The following is a 25,797-nucleotide window of genomic DNA, read 5'->3' as shown; positions in this document are numbered from 1 at the left end:
TACGTATGAATGCGCGCACGGAGGAACGGATCGGCGACTGGCGCACCCGGACGGTCGCCGCCGGGTACGAGGGGTTACGCGACCTCGCCGACGACGGGTTTTCCGGTGCGGTCCGCGCGCGGGGCACGACGCTGTTCATGCTCAACGGGCGGATCGTGGGGGTGTTCGAGGGGGCCATCGAGGACTTCGAGACCGCCGACGCGACCGCACACGTCGCCCCGGACCCGTCGCTCCCGCTCCTCTTTACCATGCTCGAGAAGGGCGGAGACCAGCGAGCCAAGTACTACACCGAGGACACGCCGATAGACGAGGCCGACGGGACGCTGTCGTCCGGCTCGTTCACCGGCTACATCGAACTCAGCGAGAACGTCCTCAGCGGCGACTACTACGTCGCGTACTACGGCGGCAAGTCGATGAGCTGTGCGTTCGTCGGCAACCGCGAGGAACTGATCACCGGCGACGAGGCGTTCAAGCGCGCGAGCGACGAGGTGGGCATCTACGAGGTCCGGGACGTCGACATCGAGGTCACGGACGTCCCCGAACCCGACGAGCCGGATGAGCCGGCCGGCGCGGGCGCGGCGGCCGGAGCCGAAGCGGGGACGGGGCTGGCGAACGGCGGAACCGAAGCCGACACCGGCTCCGCAGGCGCGGGCGACCCGACGACGGCCGCCGGAACGGGGGACGCGACCGCCGAGCCGACGGACCCAACCCCGCCGAGCGATCCGTCGCCGGCACGGAGCGACGCGGCCGACGCGACGGACGAGCCGACGGCCACCGAAGCCGCCCGGACGCCCGCTGACCCGACGCCGGCCGATTCGGCACCCGCCGACACCACGGACCCGCGGGCCAGCGAGCCGACGACGACCGACGCCACCGACCCGCAGGCGGCCGACACCGCCGACGCCACGGAGCCACAGCCAACCGACGCCGCCGATCCGACGGCCGGTGTGGAGGCTACCGGGACGACGCCGGAGCGGTCCACGGACCCCTCGCCCGGGGAGCGGAGCGCGCGTTCGGAACCGCGCGACCCGGCGACCGACCGGGAGTCAACGCCGGCCGACGACCCGGCCGGCGAGCCGGAGCCCAAAGAACGGTCGCCGACGGGCGGACCGGCGGAACCGGCCCGCGACGCCGGGCCGGCGGGAGTGGGAACCGACCCCGAGCCCGACCCGAGCGGCGTTGACCCCGCGCATCCGACCGAGTCGGGGGCGGTGAACGTCGACGACGCGGTCACGGGCGGCGACAAGCCGGAGCGGTCCGAGGCGTCCACCGCGGAGGCCGCCGACGCGCCGGCGGCCGCGGACGGTGCGGCCGCGACCCGTACGGATACGGTCGAGCCGTCGGACGGAGCCGCCGAGCCCGACCCCGGTCTCGCCGTCGAGGAACGGACGGCCGCGGACGCGGCGGCCGATGCGGCGGACGCCGCGGCGCGCACGACCGAGACAGCGACGGAGTCGTCGGAGGACTCGACCGGGCCGGCGGACGGCGGAAGCTGGGACGCCGACCTCGGAACCGGCGGTGCGGACGCCGACGCCGGGGCAAGTGGGACCGACGCACCCGAACCCACCGTCACCGAGGAGCGCGAGTGGCAGGAGGCCCGCACCATCCCGGCGCTCGACCCGGACCGGACGAGCACGGGCGACGACGGGGCGGCCGAGCAGTCGCGGGCGGACGACAGGGGACGAAGCGCCGACTCGGCGCGCGCGAGCGGAACGTCCCGGACGCCCGACGCCGGAGGGACGCGGCGCGAGGCCAGTGAATCGCCCGCGGACACCGGGAGCCACGCCGGGCGCGACGAGGCGCTGAAACAGGAGGTGCTCGAACGCGAGGACAAGATAGACCAGCTCCAGCAGGCCGTGACGAACCTGCGGAGCGAGCGCGAGGAACTGCGCGAGGAGCGCGACGAGCTACGGGCGGAAAACGAGTCGCTCACCGAGCGCGTGACCGAACTGGAGGCCGAGATACAGCGCCTCGAAGGCGAGGTCGACCGGCTGGAGGGCGAACTGACCGAGGCCAAGCGGGCGGCGGGCGGCGCGCCGGACGCCGACCGCCGGATCGGCGCGGCGGAGGCCCTGCAGGGGACGAACCTGTTCGTCCGCTACGCGTCGAAAGGCGACGCGACGCTGGAGGACGCCCACGCGGGCAACGCCGACGCCGAGGAGGTCAACGCGAACCTCCGGCTCGAACACCACACCCAGTTCGACAGCGGGAACGTCGCCGTCGACGGCCAGGCGTTCGACGAGTTCCTCACGGGGACCCTGGAGTTCGACTTCGTCGACTGGGTCGTCGGGGAACTCATCTACGAGATCCGCGACACGGGCCACGCCGGCTCGCTGGAGGACCTGTACGACGCCATCGCAGAGATCGACCGGGCGGAGCTGAAGGGGTCGGTGAGCCTCGTCTACCAGGAGAACGGCGACGAGGTGCGCGAACAGAAGCAGTTCGACGTCGTCCTGCGCGACCGGATGGGCAACCCCCTGATCGTCGCGGACCTCAACGACTCGCGCGAGCCGGTCACCCAGAGCGGGATGGCGTCGCTGGAGAACAGCGCCTCCCGCGTCAAGGAGACCAACGGCCGCCTCAGCGCGGCGTTCGTCGTCACGTCCTCGTTCTTCGAGCCCGGCGCGCTGGAGACCGCCGCGGAGGCGACCAGCGGGAGCTTCCTCAGCCGGGACTCGAAGAAGAGTTTCGTGAAATTATCCAGAAAGGACGGCTACCACCTGTGTCTCGTGGAGGCCCGCGGCACGGACTTCCACATCAACGTCCCGGAGCTCTAGCTCTCGATCTCGGCGCTCTCCTCGATCTTCATCTCGTCCAGCTTGCCGACGATGTCGTCCAGCTTCTCGTCTAGGTCCTCGACGAACTCGTCGGTGCGCTCGGTCTTGATGGCGCCCTGGCTGGAGGGCTCGATGAGGTTCTCCTCCTCGAGGACCCGGAGGGAGTACCGGACCTTGTGGTGCGGGTAGCCCGTCTCGTTGGACATCTTGACGATCCCGATGGGCTCGTTCTCGATGACCATCTTCAGAACCTGGAGGTGTCGTTCGAGCATATCGACTTCCTTCTCAAGTCGGTCTATCATGGCACTTGTTAACTTGTCTTTGGGGGGTTTTAAAAGTTATCACGCCGGCACGGTACAACGGGGCTCAAAATTGCTCGTGCGACGGGTTAACACTTTGGGTCGGCGCGAGAGGGTTGCCCCCGGGCGTAGCCTTACGGGGTCGGGCCGCCTTCGTCCGATATGGACCGACGCAGGCTCGGATCGACCGGCTGGGACGTGACGGAGGTCGGACTGGGAACGTGGGAGGTCGGCAGCGACTGGGGCGACGTCTCGGACGAGGCCGGCCGCGAGGCGATACGCACGGCCCTGGACGCCGGGATCAACTTCCTCGACACCGCCGACGTGTACGGCGACGGCCGGAGCGAGCGGATCATCCGCGAGGTGCTGGAGGAGTACGACCCCGACGAGCGCGTGTACGTCGCGACGAAGGCCGGGCGACGGCTGGACCCGCACGACGCCGAGCGCTACGACGAGGCGAACATCCGGCGGTTCGTCGACCGGAGCCGCGACAACCTCGGCGTCGACTCGCTGGACCTCGTCCAGTTGCACTGCCCGCCGACCGACGCGTACTACCAGCCCGAGACGTTCGACGCGCTGGCGACGCTCTCCGACGAGGGGCGGATCGACCACTACGGCGTTTCCGTCGAGCGCGTCGAGGAGGGGCTGAAGGCGATCGAGTACCCGGGCGTCGAGACGGTGCAGATCATCTTCAACCCGTTCCGCCAGCGCCCCGCGGAACTGTTCCTCGACCGCGCGGCGGCACTCGACGTGGGCGTCATCGTCCGCGTCCCGCTGGCCTCGGGCCTGCTGACCGGGAAGCTCTCCCGGGACGCGGAGTTCCCGGAGAACGACCACCGCAACTTCAACCGCGACGGCGAGGCGTTCGACGTGGGCGAGACGTTCGCCGGCGTCCCCTTCGAGACGGGGCTGGACGCCGTCGACGAACTCCGGCCCGCCGTGCCCGAGTCGGCGACGATGGCGCAGTTCGCGCTCCGCTGGATCCTCGACCACGACGCCGTCTCGACCGTCATCCCGGGGTCGACGAGCCCCGAGCACATCCGCGACAACGTGGCCGCGGCCGACCTGGATCCGCTGTCGGCGGACCGCCACGAGACGGTCGAACGCGTCTACGACGAGCACGTTCGCGAACACGTCCACCACCGATGGTGACCCGCCTCGCGGTCGAGGCCCGCGGTACTCGGCTCGCCCCGCCTGCAGGCCACAGGGCCACCCGCCCGGCGACGTAGGCACGGCGATGCAACCACGGCGGCGGATTTTCGGCTGGAAAAAACACGAACGTGCATTCTTTCCGGCGTCACGGGTGCCGTTATCGTAATCGGTTTATCGGGGAAGGGAGAATCGCACGGTGTTATGACCGTTACCATCGTCGGCGCCCAACTGGGCGACGAGGGGAAAGGCGGCGTCGTCGACCTCTACGGCGACGCCGCCGACGTCGTCGCGCGGTATCAGGGCGGCGACAACGCCGGCCACACCGTCGTCGAGGACGGCACCGAGTACAAGCTTTCGCTGGTGCCAAGCGGCGCGGTGCGTGGCAAGGTGGGGGTGCTCGGCAACGGCTGTGTCGTCAACCCCCGGACGCTGTTCGAGGAGATCGAGGCGCTCCGCGAGCGCGGCCTCGACCCCGACGTGCGGGTCGCCCGCCGCGCCCACGTCATCATGCCGTACCACCGCGTCCTCGACGGCATCGAGGAGGAGGTAAAGAGCGAGAGCGACCAGGAGGTCGGCACGACCGGCCGCGGCATCGGCCCGACGTACGAGGACAAGGCCGGCCGCCGCGGGGTCCGGATCGGCGACCTGCTCGACCCCGACACCCTCCGCGAGCGCCTGGAGTACGTCGTCCCGCAGAAGCGCGCGGTCGTCGAGGACGTGTACGGCCTCGACGTGGCCGACCTGGAGGACCCGGAGGCGTTCGACGTCGACGCGGTGTTCGAGGAGTACCGCGAGTACGGACAACGGCTGGCCGAGCAGGGGATGCCGGTCGAGTCGGGCGCGTTCCTCGCGGACGCCCGGGACGACGGACAGACGGTGATGCTGGAGGGCGCACAGGGGACGCTCATCGACATCGACCACGGCAACTACCCGTACGTCACCTCCTCGAACCCGACGGCCGGCGGGGCCGCGACGGGGACCGGGCTCAGCCCCGGCGTGATCGGCGACGGCGAAGTGATCGGCATCGTGAAAGGCTACCTCTCGCGGGTCGGGAGCGGCCCGATGCCGACCGAACTCGGCGGCGTCGAGGGCGACACGCCGGGCTACGACGAGCAGGGCGCGGGCGAGAACGAGGAGACCGCGACCTACATCCGCGAGGAGGGCGGGGAGTACGGCACCGTCACCGGCCGCCCGCGCCGCGTCGGATGGCTCGACATGCCGATGCTCCGGCACGCGACCCGGGCCAGCGGCTTCACCGGCCTCGCGGTCAACCACGTCGACGTGCTGGCCGGACTGGACGAGGTGAGGGTCGCACACACGTACGACCTCGACGGCGAGACCCGCGAGAGCGTCCCCGCGACGACCGAGGAGTGGGGCCGCTGCGAGCCGAACTACCGGACGTTCGACGGCTGGGCGGACGCCGACTGGAGCGCCGTCGCCGACGAGGGGTACGAGGCGCTCCCGGCGAACGCGCGTGCGTACCTGGAGTACGTCAGCGACGAACTCGACACGCCGATCTACGCGGTGGGCGTCGGGCCGGGCCGCGATGACACCGTCGTCGTCGAACGGCCGCTGTAGCTGCGTTACTCGTCCAGGATAGCCGCCTTCAGGTCAGCAACCTCGCCGAGCACGACCTCCCGCTGTTCCTCGGGCACGTCGAACGCCGCCAGGCTCGCGTCCAGGTGTTCGGCGGTCCGGGCGAAGTCCTCCTCGGTCAGGTCGAGGCCGGCGTGGGCCGTGCGCATGTCCTCGCCGGTGTAGTCGACCGGGCCGCCCGTGACGGCCGAGAGGAACTTCGTCTGGTGGTCCCGGAGTTCGTCCATGTCGGTGTCGTCGAAGTAGCCGACGAGTTGCTCGTCGTCGAGCACGCGGTCGTAGAACTCGTCGACGACGGCGCTTATCGCGTCCCGTCCGCCCAGATCCTCGTACAGCGTGGAGTCGTCGCCCATATGAATTCGGTCCCATTGGAGACGGGAATAAGTTGCGGCGGGGCCGCCGCGACCCGGCACGCTTTTCCTCGGGGGGGCCGTTGTATCGCGCATCAGGTGAGTTCGTCGTGAAGGAAACCCTCATGGACATACTCTGTTGCCCGATGGACAAACACGACCTCGAACTGGAAGACGAGACGCGGGAGGACGGCGAGATCGTCTCGGGAGTGCTCGTCTGCACGGAATGCGGCGAGACGTACCCGATCGAGGACGGCATCCCGAACCTCCTGCCGCCGGACATGCGGGACGAAGCGCCGGCCTGAGTCGGGCCGACGCACGTCAGAGCCGGATATCCCCGGCGCGGGGTCGGCGCGTACCCGGTGACGACGGATCGTATGAAAGCTTTTCCTGCCGCGCTGTGTGCTTCGAGCCGTGCCCCCGACGCTAGCGGTTCACGTGAGCGACGACGGCCTGCACTCGGTGCGAGCGGAGCCGCCGTCGTTCGAGGCCGCGGGGGCGTTCGACGTCGAACTCGTCAACCACGGCCGCGCGGTCCACGTCCACCTCAACCTGGTCGAGGGGCTGGAGCGCGGGGCCGAACTGGAGGCGACGAACCACTTCGTCGACACGGACGCCATCCGGCAGGTGGGGGTCGACGTCGTCGACGACGCGCTCCCCGCGAGCGGCAAGCTGAAGGTCGTCACCGGGTACGGCGCGGAGACCACGTACGTCGACGTCACCGTGACGGAGCCGCCCGACGCCCCCCGGACCGGCACCGGCGAACTCGGCTCGGAGGGGTCGGTCGCGGTCGACGAGACGCTGGCCGAGCCGTCCCCCGTGGAGCAGCCGGACGACCCGGGGGCGTCGTCGGTGCCGACGGCGCTGTCGGCCCGGGAGAACGCGCCGGTCGCCGCGCTGGCCGGCGTCGCCGTCCTCGTCGCGGCGGCCGCGGCCACGCTCGTCGACGGCGTCGTGGCGGCGCTGGGCGTCGCCATCGTACTGGCGGGCGTCGCGGCGGCCGGCGTGTTGCTGGCCCGCGAGTGACGTCGGCCGCGGCGGTCACTCCTCGGTCGGGACGCCGCAGAGCCGCCCCTCCTCGTCGAACAGCTTCTCCCGCAGGTAGCGCGCCCGATAGCGGTTCGCGCCCTCGTACACGTCGGCCTCGCGGACCTCGTCGACGCGCCCGTCGGCGACGGCGTCGACGATGTCCTCCAGTTGCTCCTTCTCGCTCGGCGTGAGGTCGAACTCGTAGGTGCGGGACTCCTCGCGTTCGAGTTTCGTCCACTTGCGCGCGGCCGCGACCACGAGCGAGCAGGGCTCGCGGCAGGGGAACTCGCCCTCGCCGCGCTCGGCGTCGAGTTCGTGGTCCTCGTCGTAGTCCCACTCGCGGCGCTTGAGACACTGCGAGTCGACACAGCAGGTCGCGGCGATGCGGTCGACGGCCTCCGGCTCCAGTTCGTCGACGATGTCGTAGATCCCCGTCTGTCGCTCGGCGGTGTCGCGCCAGTGGGACACGTCGAGTTCCCCCTCCCGCTCGCGGTGCCAGTTCTCGACCGTCGCGGGGTAGACGAAGCCGAGCGCCTCGACGAGGGCCGCGGCGTCGAGGTCCGGGAACGCCCAGCCGGTGCGCAGCGACGGCGCGGTCTTCAGCGGGCGATACCGCTCCCGCTCGTCGAACTTCACGATCTCCCGGGCGTCGAGCGGGTCGTGAAACGCGTCGAGCCCGTCGACCGCCTCGCCCGCGTCGGCCTCGTGGCGGAGGTCATAGCGGCGGTGGCCGTCGTCGCCCAGCGAGACCGTGATTCGGAGTTGGCCCCACGCGCGTGCGACGCCGTCCGCGAGCGCCTCGTACCGCGCCGGAACGTCGCGTTCGTCGGCCCCCTCCAGCCAGCGCAGGAACGCCCGCCGCGCGGCGTGTGTCGGTGCCGCGTGCGCCCAGAAGTCCCAGTTCGTGACGTGTGCCGGCACCTCCCGGGCGGCGTCGTCGAACGCCGCGGCCGTGAGCCCCGTCCACTCCCGGCCGGGGACGGCGAGCCGGTAGCCGTCGCCGTCGCGCTGGGCTTCCAGCCCGTCGAACTCGACCCCCTCCTCGGCCGCCTCGCGGAGCGCCTCGACCTGGTCGGGTTGCATACGTACATCGTGGGTCACCGCCGGCATAAGCCCGGCCATTCCCCGCCAGGCCGCCGGATCCGCACGATCCGAACGAACGGTGTATTTAAATTTTTCTTCGGGTTTCCGACGCGGAAACGGCGCTGTCCGGTTTATGGGGGTGCCGCGACACCGTGGAAACGCAATGGTCCCTGACTCCCTTCGGTCCTCCCTCCCCACCCTGTTGCTCGTCGGGATGATCGCGCTCAGCGGCTGTCTGGGCGCGGTCGCCCCCGGCGACTCACCCACGGAGACCGACACCGACGACCCGACGACTGAACTGCCGAACGACCGAGCCGCCACGGATACGACGACCGACCGGGGCGACGCCGCGGAACCGCCCACGGACGAGGAACTGACGGAGCAGTTCCGGAACCGGCTGTCCAGCCTCGAAAGCATCGCGATGACCACCGAACGGACCGTCGTCCTCGACGGCAACGAGACGACGGCCGAATCCCGGACGTGGGCGCGCCTCGACACCGGCGAGACCCGCGTCGAAACGATCTCGTCCGAGGTGGCCGCCGGCGACGTCACGCTCGTCAACGAGAGCGGCCTGCTCCGCTACGACAGCAGCGAAGGGACGGTCACGGTGTACAACCGTAGCGAGCCGACCCAGGGGACGTTCGGCACCCTGTTCGGCAACCTCGAAAACACGACGGTCGAGTACGAGGCGACCGAGCAGGTCGACGGCGAGAAGGCCTACCGCGTCTCGATCACGCCGGCGAACTCCGCCGGGACGGATATCGACGTGACCGGGTGGCTCGACGCCGAGACGTACTTCCCGACCCGGATCGAGAGCGCCGCGGAGGTCGGCGAGAACGACGTCACGACCACGGTGAACTACGAGAACGTGACGCTGAACCCGGACCTCCCGGACTCGACGTTCACGTTCGAGAACCTCCCGGACGACGTCGAGTTCAGGCAGTACGAGACGCCCGACACCGCGACCTATGACTCCCGCGAAGCGCTGACGGCCGCGTCGAACCTCACGGTGCCCGACCCGGACGTCCCGGAGGGGTACGAGTTCGACTCCGGCCGGACCTTCGCCGGCGACAACGAGCGGGTGTTCGTCACCTACACGAACGGAACCGACGAGTTCGGCGTCACCAAGGTCGACACCACCTACGAGTCGCCCGGCGCGGGCGGCGAGAACGTCTCCGTGGGCGACCATCGGGGCGTCTACGACGAGGCCGGCAACACCGGGTCGGTGAGCTGGACGTGCGACGGCCAGACCTACTCGGTGTACGGCCCGTTCGACGAGGACCGCCTCGTCGAGATAGCGTCGTCGATGGAGTGTGACTGAGCGCGGCAACGCGTCCCGAACCACCCTGTCATCCCCTGCCGTCCTCCCCCGCTGACGCCTCAGGCGCTCCCGACACCCGCCGTCCTGCGGTCCCGCTGACGCCTCCCTTCCTCCCGCCCGACTCACTCGCCGCCCGCCCGGTCCGCCGGAACCCCATTCGTCGCCGTTCATCTCGCTCCTTTCACCGCCGGCCGACCATGGTTGAGCGCCGTGATGCAAGGATTTTTGCCCGGCTCCCGCTTCTTGTCGAACGATGCCGCTCATCGAGTCCCCCCTCCAGCGTGCAGCCGTCGGCGTCCTCGCGGTGTTTCTCGTCTCCGCCGGGATGTTCGCCGCGTTCGGCGGCGACACCGGCGCGTCGGAACCGGAACCGATCGGCGAGAACGCCTCTGCCGCGTACGCCGGGATAGACGGCGTCTCGGCGACGGTGGTCAGCGAGGTGGAGGGGCCGAACACGTCCTCCCGGACCGAGATGGTCGTCAAGGAGCGGCCGGGGACCCAGTACGTCTACCAGCGGACGCTGGAGGGGAGCGCGAACGGCACCGAGATATACTCCAACGGCTCGGTGATGTGGATCTACGACCGCGGGGCCGGGACGGCGACGCGACAGACGCTGCCCGACAACGCTGGGAACACCACGACCACGGGCGAACGGCTGGACGATATCTTCGCCCGCATCAACGAGCAACGCGGCGTGGCGGACGGCGACGGCGGCGAGCGCGGCGTCTCCCCGCTACCGGTCGTCGCCTCGCCCGCGACGTCGACGGGACCGGTCGAGCGACCGCCGTCCAACGCCACCGACTACGACGTCACCTACCTCGGCACCGACGCGGTCGACGGCCGCGAGACTCACGTCGTCCGGATCAACGGCACGCTTTCGGGGGGTAACGTCAGCACGAGTTCGATGACGAACGTGAGCCAGACGGTGTGGATCGACGCGAAGCGGTTCTACCCGCTGAAGTACCACCAGTCGTTCACGCTGAACGGCGACCCCTACGAGGTGCGGATGACCTACGAGAACGTCACGTTCGACCCCGGCTTCGACGACTCGGCGTTCGAGTTCGACCCGCCGGAGAACGTCACCGTCGAGCGGCAGACGCTGCCCGAGACGACGACGTACGACTCCCGCGGGGCGCTCGCGGCGGCCGCGGAGATGCGGGTTCCGGACCCGGACCCGCCGGCGGGGTTCTCCGCCGACGGGTACCGCAGGACGGTCGGCGAGTACCGGTCCGTGTCCCTCGAGTACACCAACGGGACCGGGGAGATATCGGTGACGAAGACGAACCGGACGCCGGGGAGCCACGCCGACGACGCCGAGCGCGTCGAGGTCGACGGCCGGACGGTGTGGTACTCCGAGTTCGGGGCGACGCGGACCGTCTCTTGGGAGTGTGGCGGCCACCGGTACAGCGTGTTCGGGCAGGACGTCGACCGCTCCGACGTGCTGGACGTGGCCGCGACCGTCGACTGTGGGGGCGACGGTCAGCCCCGGAGCGACAGCGAGTAGGCGATGAAGGCCACGCCGAGCAGTTGGAGCAGGCGCACGAGCAGGGTGAACCCCGGCCGGTAGTCGCCGGGGACGACCCCGCCCCGCAGCAGCAGGGAGCCGACGAACGCCGAGACGAACGTCACGCCGAGCAGGATGATCAGGCCGAGCGAGAGGTACTGCATCGGCCTGCTCCGGTGGCGGCGGTAGCCGCGGTACGCCTGATAGGCGACGTACAGTCCGACGGCCGTCGAGGCGGCCGAGACGGCCAGGATGGCCCACTCGATGGGTGTGGTTGCGATGGTCATGGTCAGAGGTTCTCCCACATGTAGGTGAGGCGGTCCGCGGCGTCGTCCGCGTCGAGCGACGCCGTGCGGTCGGTCCGCTCCACGCTGGTTTCGTACTCCCCGTCGTCCAGTTCGATCGAGACCGAGGCCAGCGTCGCCGTGTACACCTTGTGGTGGCCGCCGTCCGGCTTCACGCGGGTCCGCTCCTCGACGAGGTCGTGTTCCTTGAGCCGTTCGATGCGCCGGTATACGGTCGGAAGCGACGCGTCACACCGGTCGCTCAGCGTTTTCGCGGACATTGGTTCGGTGCTGGCCTCCGCGAGGATCGACCTGGCGTACTCGTCGCTGAGCACGTCGAGGACGCCGTCGAGCTCCCGATCCTCGCTCACGTCCCCCCGATCGGAGGGGGCCGGTTTAAAAGCCCTGCGTGACTTCCGAGCGAGAAAAACGTCGCCGCTCCGGTCGGTCCGAGCGCCCGCGTCGCCTCAGTCGTCGGCGGGCGTCCCGACGCCGCCGGTCAGTTCCCGGACCCGCTCGACCGCGTCGCCCACGTCCGCGCCGGCCTCCTCGGCGCGCTCCAGCACGACGTCGGCCATCAGGTCCTCGGTGCCGACCGCCCCGGAGTACCAGATCCGGTGGCCGTCGACCTCGGTGGGCGTCTCCCACCCTTCGCGGTAGTCGTCGGTCATCCCCATGTCCTCCGGGATGTCCTCCTGGGTGTGGTAGCCGTCCGCGATGAACAGCGGGACGACCACGACGTCGTCGCTCTCGAAGTAGTCGGTGACGTCGTCGACCTCCGGCTCCTCGTCCATGAACAGCGCCTGCACCTCGTCGAAGCGGCCGCGCTCGCCGATGCGGTCGGCGTGGTACTCGATGGCCTTCGCGCTGTTCTCGTTGCGCTCGGTGCCGTGGCCGACGACCGCGAGGCCGAAGCCGTCGCCCACGTCCGGGTCGCCGGTGACGCTCTCGGCGCGCTGGACGATGACGTCGCTCATCGCGTCGTGCGTGCCGACGGGGCCGCAGTAGTGGACCTCCTTGTCCACGTCGTCGGGCGTCGCGTCGCGGGGCTCCCAGCCGGGGTCGGGGTCGTCGAGGCCGACCTCGTCGTCGACCCGGAGCTCCCGCGGGATCACGTCCTCGGTGAAGTATCCCTCGCTGACGAACAGCGGGACGACGTACACCTCGTCGCTCTCGACGGTGCGCAGCACCTCGCGGAAGTGGGGTTCCTCCTTCCAGAAGCCGGTCCGTACCTCGTCGAACGCGCCCGTCTCGCGGACGGTGTCGGCGTGCCGGTACGTCGGGGAACTGGAGTCCGGGTTCAGGTGGGAGCCGTGTGCCACGATGACCAGCGCTTGCATGGGAACATGGAGGGGTTTCGCGGACTTAGGGACTTCGCTCCCGGCGGCGCGGGCGGGTGTCGGCGAGGCCGGGCGAAGGGCCCGCGCGCACGGCGGGTTTTTTGCTCCCGGCGCACGCTCGTCGGGACATGTCACTCGCCGAACGAACGCGGGGGGCGGTCGCCGAGCGCCCGTTCCTCGTCGACGCGCTCCGGGCGGGCGTCTGCAACTACACCGCCACCGCCCGCTTCCTCGACGTGGACGGCGACGAGGACGCCGTCGCGACCGCGCTCCGCCGGTACGCCGCCGACCTGCCCGCCTACGAGACGGCCGGCCGGGACGCCCGCGTGACGATGGAGAGCGGGCTCGGGCGGGTCGACGACCCTGCCGACGCGCTGCTCGTCGCGGGCGGGACCGCGCTCGCGCCGGGAGAGGGGTTGCTCACCGGCGTGCTGGCGGTGGGCGACGTCGACGCGGCGACGCTGGCCGCCGTCCTGCGTCGGCTGGAAAGCGCGGACGTGTCGGTTGAGGCCGCGGCGACGGCCGGCGACGCGCTCGTCGTGGCCGTCCCGCGCCGGGCGGGGGCGGACGCCGTCCGGACGATGGAGGACGCGCTGACCGCGGTCCCGGTCCCGTCGGCGGAAGGCGGCAGCGGCCGGCGGTAAGGTCGCGTTACTCCCGACGGGTCACCCTCCGCCCGATGGGAACTCCTTGACCTCCGCCGGGAGGTCGTCCCAGGCCACCGTCCCGGCGTCGATCACGTTCTCCGGCGCGAGCGCGTCGGCGCGGAGCACCGACGCGGCGAGCCCGGTCGGCGGCGTCAGGTCGGCCTGACTGCCGCCCGTCGCGCCGTCGGCGGTGGCGTTGCCCGTCGTCGCGTTGCCAGCCGTCGCGTTCCCCGCCGCGTCGCCGGCTGTCACGTTCCCGGTCGTTCCCGGGGCCGCGGTGTCGTTTCCGGCCGTGGCGTTGCCGTCGGCCGCGTTCCCAGCGCCGGGCTCGGGGCCCTCGACGCCGGCCGTGAACGCCGGCTCCGGCACCGGCTCGGCGCCCGGGCCGCTCGCCTCCCCGGCGACGACGCGCATCGCCATGCCGAGGAACTCGTGGGGGCCGCAGTAGAGGTCGTACACGCCCGGCTCGTCGAACGTGTACAGCCAGTACGCCCCCTCGGCGAACAGCGGCGACGAGATGGGCGGTACGCCCTCCGGCACCCGCCGGGTCCGGCCGAACCCGGGGTGGTACGCCATCGCGTTGTGGGACGGCGAGACCATCGAGAACCGGACGGTGTCGCCCGGCTCCACGAACAGCCCCGTCGGGGTGAAGAAGAACTCGGGGTTCGGGCGGTCCTCGCGGGGCTCGGTGCGCGCCTCGACGACGTGGTCCGGTTCGACGGGCGGTTCGACGTCGTCGGAGAGCGCCGGGAAGCCGAACGCCGGATGAACGTCGCCGTCCTGACCGCCGGCGGTTCCGTTCCCGTCGCCCGATTCCGTCCCGTCCTGTCCGTCCCCCGTCTCCGTGCCGTCCTGTGCCGTCGCGACGCCGCCGATCCCGGCGACCGCGCCGGTCGCGGCCGCGTACCGCAGGAGGTCGCGTCGCGACGCGCCGCTCGTCGACGTCGGGTCGTTCCGTGTCATCGCCCGCAACTCGGGGGGAGCCGAGGATAAACCCGGACGACGGTTGCCGCCAGTTCGGCACGGAAGTAAGCGGGTACGCCGTCACAACGTTGGGTTACCGCCGACCGGCGGCGCGCGTTCCGACGATTTCAAAGGGTGCGGGCGGGTAGTGGTCGACAATGACCCTTCGCGTGACGAACACGCTCACGGGCGAGAAGGAGCCGTTCGAGCCGCAGGACCCCGACTCCGTGCTGCTCTACCTCTGTGGCCTGACGACCTCCGACCCCGCCCACCTCGGCCACGCGCGGGCGTGGGTGCACACCGACGTCATCCACCGCTGGCTCGAACACGAGGGGTACGGCGTCCGTCACGTCGAGAACTTCACCGACGTGAACGAGAAGATAGTCGCCCGCGTCGGCGAGGACGGCGACGGCGAGGCCGACGTGGCCGAGAGCTACGTCGCCGACACCCTGCGCGACATGCGCTCGCTGAACCTGAAGCGCGCAACGGTGTACCCCCGCGTCTCCGAGCACGTGCCGGAGATAATCGAGATGGTCGAGACGCTGGTCGAGAAGGGGTACGCCTACGAGGCCGACGGCTCGGTGTACTTCGACGTGACCGAGTTCCCCGACTACGGGAAGCTCTCGAACCAGGAGCTAGAGGAGATGGAGGCCCAGGGCGCGGACGGCACCCGCGGCGAGAAGCGTAACCCCGCCGACTTCGCGCTGTGGAAGGCCGGCGGAGTCGACGCCGACGAGATAGCCGAACACCAACACGGCGGGGCCGACCCGGCCGAGGAGGCGGCCGCGACCGCCGAGACGTGGGACTCGCCGTGGGGCGAGGGCCGCCCCGGCTGGCACATCGAGTGCTCGGCGATGTCGACGACCCACCTCGACGACACGATCGACGTCCACGTCGCCGGGCAGGACCTCGTCTTCCCCCACAACGAGAACGAGGTCGCCCAGAGCGAGGCCGCCACCGGCCAGCAGTTCGCCCGGTACTGGGTCCACGTCCGCCTGCTGGAGACGGCCGGCGAGAAGATGTCGTCGTCGCTGCGGAACTTCGCGACCGTCGAGAACCTCGTCGCGGAGGAGGGCGCGAACGTCGTCCGGGCGTTCCTGCTGTCGACGGCGTACCACAACCGCGCGACGTTCTCCGAGGACACGCTGAGCGAGGCCCGCGACCGCTGGGAGCGGCTGGACCGCGCCTACGACCGCGCCGTCGAGGCCGTCGACGGCGTCGACGCCCGCACGAAAGTCGAGGACGCGGACCTCCGCGATGCGGTCGACGCCGCCCGCGCGGACGCGACGGCGGCGATGAACGACGACTTCAACACCCGCGGGGCGCTGGCCGCCCTGACCGACCTGGCGGGCGCGGTCAACCGCCACGTCGACGAGCGCGACGCCTACGACTACCGCGCGCTCCGGCGGGCCGTCGAGGCGTTCGACGAGTTCGGCGGCGACGTGCTCGGGCTGACGTTCGGCGACGCGACCGCCGACGGCGACGCGCGCCTCGCCGAGGAGGCGATCGAACTCGTGCTCGACCTCCGCGAGCGGGAGCGCGAGGCCGGCAACTACGAGCGCGCCGACGAACTCCGCGACGAACTGGAAGCGCTCGGGATTACCGTCGAGGACTCCGACGACGGCCCGACGTTCCGGCGCTGACGCGCCCGACGCGCGGCGGCCGGCGGGGACCGCGAGCCACGAAGCTTTTATTCCGAGGGGCGAAACCGGCGGGCATGACGCTGTCACGACGCGCGTTCGGCGGGCTGGTGAGTGGGGGGATCGTCGCGGGGTCGGGCTGTCTCGGCTTCATCCTGGGCAACGAGGCCCAGGAGTTCTCGGCGTCCCCGGCGACGGCCGGCGACGCCAGCCTCGACGAGACGGGATACGAGCAGGCGAACGACGAGGAGACGAGCAAACAGGAAGTGTCGCGGACGTTCTCCGCGGCCGGCCAGGAGCGCGAGGTCGTCGCGACGAACTACATGAGCGAGTACGAGCGCAGCGTCTCGTTCCTCGGCATGGAGCAGCAGGCGGCGGTGTTCGTCGCGTTCTCGACCCCGAAGGTCGACCTCTTCGGGAAGACGTTCAACCCCATCGACGACATGTCGAACCGGGAGCTGATCCAGCAGGTCCAGGGCAGGTACGAGGGGATGGAGGTCGGGCAGGAGGAGGGGACGACCCAGATCGACACGCTCGGCGAGACGGTCGAACTGTCGAAGTTCCCGGGCCAGGCGGACCTCGACGGCACCTCCGTCGACGTGTACATCCACATCGGGCAGGTCAGCCACGACGGCGACTTCGTGGTCCCGATCGCCGTCTACCCCCAGGAGATCGACGACCGGGAGGAGCAAAACGTCGTTTCGCTCGTCGAAGGTCTGGAGCACTGAGTCCCGGCGTCCCCGAACCGGTCTACGAGACCTCCCCCTCCGCGTCGTACGTTTCGTACTCGCCGGAGGCGACCACGTCACGGCAGTGCGCCGCGGCGTCGTACACGTCGCGGAACGAGGTGTACAGCGGCGACGGGCACGTCCGGACGACGTTCGGCGGCCGGTAGTCGACCACGACGCCGCGGTCGCGCAGGGCCGCGCTGATCCGTTCGGCCTCGTCGTGTTCCAGCGCGACGTGGCCGCCGCGGCGGTCCGGGTCCCGGGGCGTGCCGACGGCGTAGCCGTAGTCGGCGAGTTCGTCGTCGACCAGTTCGATCAGGTACTCGGTGAGTTCGACCGATTTCTCCCGCACCGCGTCGATCCCCGCGTCGTGGAGCACCTCCAGCGACCCCTCCAGCGGCGCGGCCGAGAGCATCGGCACCGTCCCCGTCTGCCACGCGCCCGCGGAGTCGGCCGGGGTGTAGGTCATGTTCATCTCGAACTGCGTCTCCTTCTCGTGGCCCCACCACCCGGCCAGCGCCGGCGTCTCGCCGAAGTGGCGCTCGTTCACGTAGAGGCCGGCGATGGCGCCCGGCCCGGCGTTGAGGTACTTGTAGCTACACCACGTCGCGAAGTCGACGCCGTGAGCGGAGAGGTCGTGCGGGACGACGCCGACGGAGTGTGCGAGGTCGAACCCCGCCAGCAGGCCGCGCTCGTGGGCCGCGGCGGTGATCCGCTCCACGTCGAGCAACTGGCCGCTCCGGTACAGCACGCTCGGGAGGAACACGACGCCGGCGTCGTCGCGCTCGTCCATCGCGGCGACCACGTCCTCGGCCGCTATCGTCCGGCCGTCGCGGCTCTCAACCACGACGAGTTTCTCCTCCGGGTCGAGGCCGCGCTGGCGCAACTGGGCGCGGACCGCGTAGTGGTCCGTCGGGAAGTCGAGTTCGTCGACGACCACCGCGTCGCCGTCGGCCCGGTCGAGGAACGTCCCCACGAGGTTGTGGACGTTGACCGTCGTCGAGTTGGCGATCACCACCTCGTCCCCGTCCGCGCCCAGCAGCGGCGCGAGGCGGTCGCCGAGGCGCTCGGCGTAGCGGAACCACGGCGGCTCGCCCTCGGTCCACCCCTCGATGCCCATCTCGCGCCACTCCTCGACCACGCGGTCCAGCGTCCGCTCGGCGTCAGTCGACAGCGGCCCGAGCGAGTTGCCGTCCATGTACAGCCCGTCGTCGGGGACGTGAAACCGGTCCGCGAACTCGGCGAGCGGGTCGGCCTCGTCGCGGCGCTCGGCGACCGCGGCGTCGGCGTCGAGTTCATCCATGCCCGTCACAGCGGGCGCGCGGGGCAAGTACCTTTGTCCCGCGGCGGGAAGGGCCGGCAGGAATGCGCACGGAACTCGATGACGAGGTCGCGGTGGTCGTCGAGCGCATCGAGCGGGAGGGGATCCCGGAGTGGCACGCGCTGTCGGTCGAGTCGGCGCGCCGGATCGAGGACGAGGTGTTCGGCGGCGCGGACCCGCCGCCGGTCGACCTCGTCCGCGACATGGCCATCGACGGGCCGGGCGGCGACCTGCCGCTCCGGGTCTACCGCCCCGACGTCGAGACGCCCGTGCCGGTCGTCGTCTTCTACCACGGCGGCGGGTGGACGCTCGGGACGCTGGACTCGTCGGACGACATCTGCCGGCGGTTTGCCCGCCGAACTGGCGCGGTCGTCGTCGCCGTCGACTACCGCCTCGCGCCGGAGCACCCGTTCCCGGCGGCGATAGACGACGCGTACGCGACGCTCCAGTGGGTCGCCGAGCACGCGGGCGCGGTCGGCGGCGACCCCGAGCGCCTCGCGGTCGCCGGCACGAGCGCGGGCGGCAATCTCGCCGCGGCGACGGCGCTTCGGGCACGGGCCGTGGGTGGCCCCGACCTCGCGGCGCAGGCGCTGTGCTACCCGATGGTCGACGACGCCGCGGCCGACGGCGGCGACGTCGGCGGGTCCTACGCGGAGAACGCCGACGGCCCGCTTCTGACGCGGCGCGACGTGGCGTGGTTCTGGAACCAGTACCTGCGGAGCGACGTCGACCGGGCGAACCCGTACGCGGTGCCGGCCCGCGCGACCGACCTCGCCGGCCTCCCGCCCGCGACGGTCGTCACCTGCGGCCACGACCCGCTGCACGACGAGGGGGCCGACTACGCCGCGGCGCTGGCCGAGGAAGGCGTCGAGGTGGACCACCTGCACTACCCGTCGGTCCCCCACGGCGTCCTGAGCCTCGCGGACGACGCGGCCGTCGCCGACGAGGCGTTCGACGACGTCGCGGCGTCGCTCCGGGCGCGGCTCTGACGCCGGGGTTTTTGGTCCCCTCCGACGACGGGTGAGGCATGGCGACGCCCGACGTTCTCGCGGACGAGCCCCGCGCCATCGACACGCACGCCCACCAGCCGACCGAGGAGTTCCTCCACGACGCCGGCGGGCAGATGATGCGCGACGCCGCCGACCGCTTCGGCACGGACTTGGAGACCCACGGCTATGACGAGATGATCGCGGAGTACCGCGACGCCGGCGTCGGCCGCGCGGTCCTGCTGGGCTGGGACGCCGAGACCAACACCGGCAACCCGCCGGTTCCCAACGACTACGTCGCGGAGGTGCGCGACGAGTACGACGACTTCTTCGTCGGCTTCGCCTCCGTCGACCCGCTCAAGGACGACTGCGTGGCCGAGGCCCGGCGCGCGGTCGAGGATCTGGACCTCTCGGGGTTCAAGTTCCAGCAGATCGCACAGGGGTTCGACCCGAGCGACCCCGAACACGAGGAACTGTTCGCCACCATCGAGGAACTCGGCGTACCGGTCGTGTTCCACGGCGGCAACTCCACGCTCGGCGCGTGCAGCCCCGGCGGGCGCGGCCTCAAGATCAAGTACGGGAACCCGATGCTGATAGACGACGTGGCCGCGGAGCATCCCGACCTGCAGATCCTGATCGCCCACCCCGCGTTCCCGTGGGAGAAAGAGCAACTGGCCATCTGCCAGCAGAAGGGCAACGTGTACATGGATCTCTCGGGCTGGATGCCCAACTACATCGACGAGCAGGTGCTCCACTACGCGAAGACGCTGCTGTCGGACAAGGTGATGTTCGGCACGGACTACCCGATGCTCGACCCGGAGCCGTGGCTGTCGCAGTTCGCCGACCTCGAGTTCCCCGAGGACATCCAGCGGAAGCTCCTCTGGGAGAACGCGGAACGCTTCCTCGACCTCTAGAACGCGTAGCCGTCGTCGTCGTCGCCGATGGAACGCTCGTCGGTCGCCATCATCTCCTCCTCGAAGCCGACCTCGCCGCGCTCCTCGGTCTCCGCGACGGTCTGGTGTTCCTTGATGCCGAGCGACAGCAGCTCCTCTATCGCCTCCTCGCGGTTGACGAACTCCCCCTGGTCGACCATCTGATCGAGCTGGACCTCGACGTCGTCCGGTAGCGTCACTTCGATGCGGGGCATCGACCGGGGCTATTTCCCCAACGGGTATGAACCCTTTGGCGGCCGTTCCGACCGGACGGGGATCATACACGTTTAATTTCCCGGTTCGCATACGCGGCGGTATGGACGTGGAGTCATTCTTCGAGGAGATGCCCTTCGCCGACCTGCTCGGGGTCGAAGTGACCGCCGTCGACGACGGTCACGCGGAGGGACGGATCGAGATGCGCGAGGACCTGTCGTGGAACGCCGACCGACAGATGGCCCACGGCGGCGTGACGTTCACGCTCGCCGACACCGTCGGCGGGGCCGCCCTCGTCTCGCTGGTCGACCAGCCCGTGCCGACGATCGACATGCGGATCGACTACCTGGAGGCCGGCACCGGCGACCTGCGCGCGGAGGCGGACGTGGTGCGTTGCGGGAGCGACGTTGGCGTCGTCGACGTGGACGTGTTCGCGGCCGACGGCACCGCCGTCGCCGACGCTCGCGGCGTGTACAAGACGGGGTAGTCGGGCGGGAACCGCGTCGGCGGGCGTCGCTATCGATCGACGGGCACCGCGACCGTCGAGTGGAGCCACGCGTCCCCGTTGTCGGCGTCGTACACGACGAACCGGTCGTCGTCGGTCTCGTAGGCACGGTATCTGTCGTCGGTTCCGTCGGCGGGGGGTTGGTGGTCGGCTGCCATTCGCTACCTGTCCCTGGGCGCGCTTCGGTACATAAGGCTGTTTCCGCGACAGGCCGACCTGTTCACGTGCCGAACCGCGAAAAACTCCGGGCGCGGGTCGTGCCCTCCGGACGAGAGGACACACCGAAGCCAGGGCAGGGATTTGAACCCTGGGAGTCTCGATTACAAGTCGAGTGCTTGAACCGCCCAAGCTCCCCTGGCGCTACGGCGTAGTTATCGGTCGCCCTTTGAGTGAGTATCGCTTTTGTCCGGCAGCGCCTTCTCCATGACGACGCGGCGGTCGCCGTAGCCCGCCCGGCGGTAGAACCGTCGGGCCGCCTCGTTTTCGGCGAGCACTTCGAGCGTGACCGCGTCCGCTCCGTCCTCGGCAAGCGCCCGCTCGGCGGCCGCGAGCAACTCGCTGCCGACGCCGGCGTTCCGGTCGTCCCGGCGGACGAACAGGTTGGTGACTGACCCCCGCGTCAGGTCCAGTTCGTACGTCCCGGCGTCCATCTCGTACGTGACGAAGCCCACGATGTCGCCGTCCCGGCGGGCGATCCGGGCGTTCCCCGTGACGACGCTTCTGGCGATGGTTTCGCGGACCGGCGTCCGGTTGCCCTCGGCGAGGAGGCGGGAGCCGTGTCGGCGCTGCTCGTCGGCCAACCGGACCCACAGGTCGACCAGGGCAGCGAGGTCGTCGGTCGTCGGGGTATCGATCTGCATCGTTGCTAGCTGCTGTGCTCCGGAATCCCGGCCGCTCGGGCATAGGTGTTTTCCTCAACTAGATGCCGATGAAATCCGGCAATCGTTTACCAAAATCCGCCCTCCGGCGTGACGAACGGTCAAGGAAAAGTTATTATGAGTTGAGTGCGGGAAGGTGTTGTGTGGAGTGTTGCCAATGGGTGTATCTGAAACGTATTCACGTGGGCGGCGGGTTGTCGTAGAGCAACCGTTCGCCATCGTTGTCGGTCTCGTTGCCGTCTGGATGGCGTGGTTTCTCATCGAGGGGCTGATCGCCGGTCGAGTGGCGTTCAGCGACGTCGGCGGTTACGTCTGGGACGGGCTGATGCGCGGCCTGGTCGTCGGACTCGCCGGCGTCGGACTCTCGATGACGTACAGCATTCTCAACTTCGCGAACTTCTCGCACGGGGACTACCTCACGAGCGGGGCGTTCGCCGGCTGGGCGACGACGTATCTCGTCGCCGGCTACGGGAACGCCAACATCGGTTCCCTTCTGCTGGTCGGCGCGGGCGGGTCGGTGTTCGGTGGCGCGATCGGTGCCGGCATCGTCACGTCGCCGCTTGCGGTGATTCTCGGGATGATCGTTGCCGGACTGTCGACTATCGCTCTCTCGCTGCTCGTCGACCGGTACGTGTACAAGCCGATCCGTGACGAGGACGGGATCGCCTTGCTCATCACGAGCGTCGGTGTCGCCTTCGCGCTCCGGTACCTGATCCAGTTCGTCTTCGGTCCGGGCGTTCGGGGCACGACCGACGCCGGGGGTCAGCCGGAGTGGAGCCTGGTGTTCATCGACGGGACGGTGTTCGTCCACGCACACGACCTCACGCTGCTGGTCGTGGCCGGGTCGCTGATGCTCGGGGTTCACCTCCTGCTCCAGCGGACCAAACTCGGCAAGGCGATGCGCGCGATGTCTGACAACGAGGATCTCGCTCGCGTCACCGGGATCCCGACCGAGCGGGTCATCCGCTCGACGTGGATCATCGGCGGCGGACTCACCGGTATCGCGGGCTACATGTTCGTCCTCTGGAAGGGGACGCTCGGCTTCAACGACGGCTGGCTGCTTCTCCTGCTCGTGTTCGCCGCCGTCATCCTCGGCGGCATCGGGTCGATATACGGCGCGATCGCCGGCGGGATCATCATCGGGCTGACGGCGTCGATGTCCGTGATCTGGATCCCCTCGGCGTTCGGCCGGGCGGCGGCGTTCCTCGTGATGATAACCATCCTGCTGTTCAAACCGCAGGGGATCTTCAGCGGGAGGTCGACAGCATGAGCGACGACGCCTCCTCCGCCGGCGTCGGCGACCGCCTCTTTGGCTTCCTCAACCGGGACCCCGGACTCGTGCTGGGCGTCCTCGGGGCCATCTACCTGGTGTACATCCTCTCGGGCGTGGTCTTCGGGTTCTCGCTGCGCGGGCAGTTGAACACCGTCGCCAACCTCACGTTCTACATCGGCGTGTTCGGCATGCTCGCGCTCGCGTTGAACCTGCACTGGGGATACACCGGGCTGTTCAACATCGGCATCGTCGGGTTCATGGCGATCGGCGTCTACGTGACCGCTATCGTCTCCAAGCCGCCGGCGGCACAGGGCGGCGCTGCCCAGGTCGGCGGCTTCGGGCTGCCGCTGGGCGTCGGCGTCGTCGCCGGCGTGGTCGTCGCGGCGCTGTTCGGCCTCCTGGTCGGACTGCCAGCGCTTCGCTTGCGGGCGGACTACCTCGCTATCGTCACGATCGCGTTCTCCGAGATCATCCGGTTCACGCTGATGTCCCGGACGTTCCAGACGTACACGGTCCCGGATACGATCGACCTGTGGCTGTTCACGCTCGACCCGGCGGCGGACACGATCGGGCTGGGCGGCGGCGGCGGGCTCATACTCAACTACACGCCACCGTTGGAGGCGATACTGAGCGCGCTGTTCCTCTGGGACCCGTATCTCGGCTTCGTCGATTTCGTCCAGCAGAACTTCATCGCCAACAACCCCAAGCCGGTCGTCGACAGCCTCACGTACGGGCTGATCCTGCTGCTGGTGTGTGCCCTGTTCTACTGGCTGCTCACCCGGACCGGCTCGTCGCCGTTCGGCCGCGTCCTCAAGGCGATCCGCGAGGACGAGGACGTCGCCAACTCGCTGGGGAAGAACACGAACCGCTTCAAGCTGAAGTCGTTCGTGTTCGGCTGTGCGCTGATGGCCTTCGGCGGCATCCTCTGGTACGCCGGCCGCGGGAGCATCACGCCCCCGTCGTTCCGGCCGAACATCACGTTCTACATCTGGATCGCGCTGATAATCGGCGGTCCCGGCTCCAACACCGGGAGCTTCCTCGGCGGTGCCGTCTTCGCGGCGGCGCTGTACGAGGGGCCGCGTCTCATCAAGAACCTCATCGAGGCGGCGGTCGGCAGCCTCGAAGGACCGGGGAGCTTCGGCCAGGCGATGGCCGCCATGGGGTCGTTCGACCCGTGGCCGCTGCTCGCGTACACGCTCAACAGTATCAGCCAGCTCCGGCTCGTCATCATGGGGCTGGTCCTGATCTGGCTGATGCACAACCGGCCGGACGGGATGCTCGGGCACCGCAAGGAGACCGCGTCGAGCATCGACCTCTCGCGGCCCGAGGGCGTCGGCGGCGACGCGGACGCCGCGGCGACCGACGGAGGTGAACAACAATGAGCGGCACCACCGACACGACCGGCGAAACGGACATCACGGGGGGCGGCGTCGAGACGGAGTCCGACGTCCCCCTCAAGGTCGAGGGACTGCGCAAGACGTTCGGCGGCATCACCGCCGTCGACGACGTCAGCTTCGGGGTCGAGAAGGGGACCCTCACCGGCCTCATCGGCCCCAACGGCGCGGGGAAGTCGACGACGTTCAACCTCATCACGGGGATGCACGACCCCGACAGCGGCGCGGTCCGGTTCAACGGCGAGGACATCACCGGACTCGCACCCCACGAGATCGCCAACCGCGGGCTCGCACGCACCTTCCAGATCGCCCGCGAACTGGAGGAGATGACGGTGCTGGAGAACATGATGCTCGCGCCCAAGGGGCAGATCGGCGAGGCGCTGTGGCGCTCGATCACCCCCGGGGTTCGCGACAACGTCCAGCGCCAGGAGACCGAACAGCTAGAGCGGGTGTGGGAGGTGCTCGACTTCTTCGAGATCGACCACCTCGCCGACGAGTACGCGGGCAACCTCTCGGGCGGCCAGCGGAAGCTGCTGGAGATGGCCCGCGCGCTGCTGACGGACCCGGACGTGCTCCTGCTCGACGAGCCGTTCGCGGGCGTCAACCCCTCCCTGGAGAACCGACTGCTCGACCACATCCACGAGCTCCGGGCGGAGGGCTACACGTTCCTCATCGTCGAACACGACATGGACCTGATCATGGAGAACTGCGAACGGGTGATCGTGATGCACCAGGGCCGGGTGCTCAAGGACGGCACGCCCGCCGAGGTCAAGGCGAGCGACGACGTCATCGAGGCGTATCTCGGTGGTGAAGTATGAGCCTGCTCGAAGTCCGCAACTTGGACGCCGGCTACGGCGACCTCCAGATCCTCACGGACGTCGACCTGGACGTCGCAGACGGCGAGTACGTCACCATCGTCGGCCCCAACGGCGCGGGGAAGTCGACGGTGATGAAGTCCGTGTTCGGGCTGACGACCCACATGGCCGGGACCGTCACCTTCGCGACCGAGGACATCACCGGCATCGAGCCGGAGGACGTCATCCACAAGGGGATGGGCTACGTCCCCCAGAGCGACAACGTGTTCGCGGAGTTGACCGTCGAGGAGAACCTGGAGATGGGCGCGTACATCTTGGACGAGGTGCCCGAGGACGCGCTCCGCGAGGTGTACGACCGGTTCCCCATCCTCGAGGAGCGCAAGGGCCAGAAGGCCGGCACGATGAGCGGCGGCCAGCAGCAGATGCTGGCGATGGGCCGGGCGCTGATGCTCGACCCCGACCTGCTCCTGCTCGACGAGCCGAGCGCCGGCCTCGCGCCGGACCTGGTCGACGAGATGTTCGACAAGATAGACGAGATCAACGACGACGGGACGGCGATCCTCATGGTCGAGCAAAACGCCAAGGAGGCGCTGCGCCGCTGTGACCGCGGCTACGTGCTCGCCAACGGGCAGAACCGGTTCGAGGACGAAGGGACGGTGCTGCTGAACGACGAGGAGGTCAGACAGCAGTTCCTCGGCGGCTGACGCCCGGCGGTCTTTCCTTTTCGCGGTTCGACGGCTCGTAGCACACCGCATTGAGCCGCCCGT

Annotated in this window: 28 protein-coding genes and 1 tRNA gene; 17 read left to right on the top strand and 12 right to left on the bottom strand. The window is 69.8% G+C overall.

The features are described from left to right. Nucleotides 1–5: 5 nt before the first annotated feature. Nucleotides 6–2,777 carry a DUF7527 domain-containing protein gene (locus EYW40_RS15565; RefSeq protein ID WP_135822577.1) on the top strand — a complete coding sequence of 924 codons (2,772 nt, stop codon included), beginning with the start codon at nt 6–8 and terminating at the stop codon, nt 2,775–2,777. On the opposite strand, the gene EYW40_RS15560 is transcribed toward EYW40_RS15565, so the two are convergent. Then, the gene (locus EYW40_RS15560; RefSeq protein ID WP_121821552.1) at nt 2,774–3,079 is read right to left on the bottom strand and encodes a hypothetical protein; all 306 of its coding nucleotides are present in this window, start codon (nt 3,077–3,079) and stop codon (nt 2,774–2,776) included. The two genes, EYW40_RS15565 and EYW40_RS15560, sit on opposite strands and share 4 nt — an antisense overlap. A 159-nt stretch (nt 3,080–3,238) precedes the next feature. Here EYW40_RS15560 and EYW40_RS15555 point away from each other — a divergent pair, with 159 nt between their 5' ends. Together EYW40_RS15555 and EYW40_RS15550 are read left to right on the top strand one after the other, a co-directional pair. Continuing rightward, complete coding sequence (locus EYW40_RS15555; RefSeq protein WP_135822576.1) at nt 3,239–4,228, top strand: aldo/keto reductase; 990 nt, start codon at nt 3,239–3,241, stop codon at nt 4,226–4,228. Between the two features lie 201 nt (nt 4,229–4,429). Beyond that, a complete protein-coding gene (locus EYW40_RS15550) occupies nt 4,430–5,806 on the top strand; it encodes an adenylosuccinate synthase (RefSeq protein WP_135822575.1) in 1,377 nt (458 codons plus the stop codon). Nucleotides 5,807–5,811: 5 nt separating this feature from the next. Here the strand turns inward: EYW40_RS15550 and EYW40_RS15545 are convergent, their stop codons facing one another. Continuing rightward, nucleotides 5,812–6,177: a group I truncated hemoglobin gene (locus EYW40_RS15545; RefSeq protein WP_135822574.1), complete on the bottom strand. Its 366-nt coding sequence runs from the start codon at nt 6,175–6,177 to the stop codon at nt 5,812–5,814. Between the two features lie 107 nt (nt 6,178–6,284). Here EYW40_RS15545 and EYW40_RS15540 point away from each other — a divergent pair, with 107 nt between their 5' ends. Next, nucleotides 6,285–6,479, top strand: coding sequence for a methytransferase partner Trm112 (locus EYW40_RS15540; protein ID WP_135822573.1), 195 nt, complete (start codon nt 6,285–6,287; stop codon nt 6,477–6,479). 109 nt (nt 6,480–6,588) lie between these two features. After that, on the top strand, nt 6,589–7,200 hold the full coding sequence (locus EYW40_RS15535) for a DUF7524 family protein (protein WP_135822572.1): 612 nt from the start codon (nt 6,589–6,591) through the stop codon (nt 7,198–7,200). 15 nt (nt 7,201–7,215) lie between these two features. Here EYW40_RS15535 and EYW40_RS15530 read toward each other — a convergent pair whose 3' ends face one another. Then, nucleotides 7,216–8,286 carry a DR2241 family protein gene (locus EYW40_RS15530; protein WP_135822571.1) on the bottom strand — a complete coding sequence of 357 codons (1,071 nt, stop codon included), beginning with the start codon at nt 8,284–8,286 and terminating at the stop codon, nt 7,216–7,218. Between the two features lie 163 nt (nt 8,287–8,449). Between EYW40_RS15530 and EYW40_RS15525 the strand changes: the two genes are divergently transcribed. Both EYW40_RS15525 and EYW40_RS15520 read left to right on the top strand, forming a co-directional pair. Continuing rightward, nucleotides 8,450–9,607: a DUF4367 domain-containing protein gene (locus EYW40_RS15525; RefSeq protein ID WP_161973226.1), complete on the top strand. Its 1,158-nt coding sequence runs from the start codon at nt 8,450–8,452 to the stop codon at nt 9,605–9,607. Between the two features lie 253 nt (nt 9,608–9,860). After that, entirely contained in the window at nt 9,861–11,111 is a 1,251-nt protein-coding gene (locus EYW40_RS15520; RefSeq protein WP_135822569.1) for a LolA family protein, read from the top strand. Here the strand turns inward: EYW40_RS15520 and EYW40_RS15515 are convergent. The 3 genes from EYW40_RS15515 to EYW40_RS15505 form a co-directional block, all read right to left on the bottom strand. Then, nucleotides 11,087–11,398 (bottom strand): DUF7521 family protein, encoded by a 312-nt coding sequence (locus EYW40_RS15515; protein ID WP_135822568.1) that lies wholly within the window; start codon nt 11,396–11,398, stop codon nt 11,087–11,089. The two genes, EYW40_RS15520 and EYW40_RS15515, sit on opposite strands and share 25 nt — an antisense overlap. A 2-nt stretch (nt 11,399–11,400) precedes the next feature. Continuing rightward, nucleotides 11,401–11,766, bottom strand: a complete 366-nt coding sequence (locus EYW40_RS15510) for an ArsR/SmtB family transcription factor (protein ID WP_135822567.1) — start codon at nt 11,764–11,766, stop codon at nt 11,401–11,403. Nucleotides 11,767–11,862: 96 nt separating this feature from the next. Next, nucleotides 11,863–12,735 (bottom strand): CbiX/SirB N-terminal domain-containing protein, encoded by an 873-nt coding sequence (locus EYW40_RS15505; protein WP_135822566.1) that lies wholly within the window; start codon nt 12,733–12,735, stop codon nt 11,863–11,865. Between the two features lie 128 nt (nt 12,736–12,863). Between EYW40_RS15505 and EYW40_RS15500 the strand changes: the two genes are divergently transcribed. Then, complete coding sequence (locus EYW40_RS15500; protein WP_135822565.1) at nt 12,864–13,379, top strand: DUF7523 family protein; 516 nt, start codon at nt 12,864–12,866, stop codon at nt 13,377–13,379. Nucleotides 13,380–13,400: 21 nt separating this feature from the next. Here the strand turns inward: EYW40_RS15500 and EYW40_RS15495 are convergent, their stop codons facing one another. Next, complete coding sequence (locus tag EYW40_RS15495; RefSeq protein WP_135822783.1) at nt 13,401–14,345, bottom strand: cupredoxin domain-containing protein; 945 nt, start codon at nt 14,343–14,345, stop codon at nt 13,401–13,403. Between the two features lie 158 nt (nt 14,346–14,503). Between EYW40_RS15495 and cysS the strand changes: the two genes are divergently transcribed. Next, entirely contained in the window at nt 14,504–15,988 is a 1,485-nt protein-coding gene (gene cysS, locus EYW40_RS15490) for a cysteine--tRNA ligase (RefSeq protein WP_135822564.1), read from the top strand. 74 nt (nt 15,989–16,062) lie between these two features. Then, nucleotides 16,063–16,713, top strand: a complete 651-nt coding sequence (locus EYW40_RS15485) for a DUF6517 family protein (protein WP_135822563.1) — start codon at nt 16,063–16,065, stop codon at nt 16,711–16,713. A gap of 22 nt (nt 16,714–16,735) precedes the next feature. Here EYW40_RS15485 and kynU read toward each other — a convergent pair whose 3' ends face one another. Continuing rightward, nucleotides 16,736–18,016 (bottom strand): kynureninase, encoded by a 1,281-nt coding sequence (kynU, locus tag EYW40_RS15480; RefSeq protein ID WP_135822562.1) that lies wholly within the window; start codon nt 18,014–18,016, stop codon nt 16,736–16,738. 62 nt (nt 18,017–18,078) lie between these two features. On the opposite strand from kynU, the gene EYW40_RS15475 reads away from it, so the two are divergent. Both EYW40_RS15475 and EYW40_RS15470 read left to right on the top strand, forming a co-directional pair. Further along, entirely contained in the window at nt 18,079–19,023 is a 945-nt protein-coding gene (locus EYW40_RS15475; RefSeq protein ID WP_135822561.1) for an alpha/beta hydrolase, read from the top strand. Nucleotides 19,024–19,061: 38 nt separating this feature from the next. Beyond that, the gene (locus EYW40_RS15470) at nt 19,062–19,934 is read left to right on the top strand and encodes an amidohydrolase family protein (protein WP_135822560.1); all 873 of its coding nucleotides are present in this window, start codon (nt 19,062–19,064) and stop codon (nt 19,932–19,934) included. Here EYW40_RS15470 and EYW40_RS15465 read toward each other — a convergent pair. Further along, nucleotides 19,931–20,167 (bottom strand): CopG family ribbon-helix-helix protein, encoded by a 237-nt coding sequence (locus EYW40_RS15465; RefSeq protein WP_135822559.1) that lies wholly within the window; start codon nt 20,165–20,167, stop codon nt 19,931–19,933. The genes EYW40_RS15470 and EYW40_RS15465 overlap by 4 nt on opposite strands. A gap of 101 nt (nt 20,168–20,268) precedes the next feature. On the opposite strand from EYW40_RS15465, the gene EYW40_RS15460 reads away from it, so the two are divergent. Then, entirely contained in the window at nt 20,269–20,652 is a 384-nt protein-coding gene (locus EYW40_RS15460) for a PaaI family thioesterase (RefSeq protein ID WP_135822558.1), read from the top strand. A gap of 29 nt (nt 20,653–20,681) precedes the next feature. On the opposite strand, the gene EYW40_RS20060 is transcribed toward EYW40_RS15460, so the two are convergent. From EYW40_RS20060 to EYW40_RS15450, 3 genes are all read right to left on the bottom strand, one after another. After that, nucleotides 20,682–20,828 (bottom strand): DUF7331 family protein, encoded by a 147-nt coding sequence (locus EYW40_RS20060; RefSeq protein ID WP_202614567.1) that lies wholly within the window; start codon nt 20,826–20,828, stop codon nt 20,682–20,684. Between the two features lie 127 nt (nt 20,829–20,955). Next, nucleotides 20,956–21,029: transfer RNA gene (locus EYW40_RS15455), tRNA-Thr, on the bottom strand. 12 nt (nt 21,030–21,041) lie between these two features. Further along, nucleotides 21,042–21,530 carry a GNAT family N-acetyltransferase gene (locus EYW40_RS15450; protein ID WP_135822557.1) on the bottom strand — a complete coding sequence of 163 codons (489 nt, stop codon included), beginning with the start codon at nt 21,528–21,530 and terminating at the stop codon, nt 21,042–21,044. A 343-nt stretch (nt 21,531–21,873) separates the two neighbouring features. Here EYW40_RS15450 and EYW40_RS15445 point away from each other — a divergent pair, with 343 nt between their 5' ends. The 4 genes from EYW40_RS15445 to EYW40_RS15430 are packed head-to-tail and all read left to right on the top strand — an operon-like array spanning nt 21,874 to nt 25,734. Continuing rightward, entirely contained in the window at nt 21,874–22,818 is a 945-nt protein-coding gene (locus tag EYW40_RS15445) for a branched-chain amino acid ABC transporter permease (RefSeq protein WP_375137160.1), read from the top strand. Then, entirely contained in the window at nt 22,815–24,203 is a 1,389-nt protein-coding gene (locus EYW40_RS15440; RefSeq protein WP_135822555.1) for a branched-chain amino acid ABC transporter permease, read from the top strand. The genes EYW40_RS15445 and EYW40_RS15440 overlap by 4 nt, the downstream gene beginning before the upstream one ends. Further along, nucleotides 24,200–25,033: an ABC transporter ATP-binding protein gene (locus EYW40_RS15435; RefSeq protein ID WP_135822554.1), complete on the top strand. Its 834-nt coding sequence runs from the start codon at nt 24,200–24,202 to the stop codon at nt 25,031–25,033. Before EYW40_RS15440 ends, EYW40_RS15435 begins: the two co-directional genes overlap by 4 nt. Continuing rightward, nucleotides 25,030–25,734, top strand: coding sequence for an ABC transporter ATP-binding protein (locus EYW40_RS15430; protein WP_135822553.1), 705 nt, complete (start codon nt 25,030–25,032; stop codon nt 25,732–25,734). The genes EYW40_RS15435 and EYW40_RS15430 overlap by 4 nt, the downstream gene beginning before the upstream one ends. Nucleotides 25,735–25,797: the final 63 nt, after the last annotated feature.

Source organism: Halostella litorea (genome assembly GCF_004785955.1).
GTDB classification, from domain to species: Archaea; Halobacteriota; Halobacteria; order Halobacteriales; family Natronoarchaeaceae; genus Halostella; species Halostella litorea.
The sequence above is the reverse complement of the archived record's forward strand: the minus strand, read 5'-3'. Positions and strand labels throughout refer to the sequence as shown.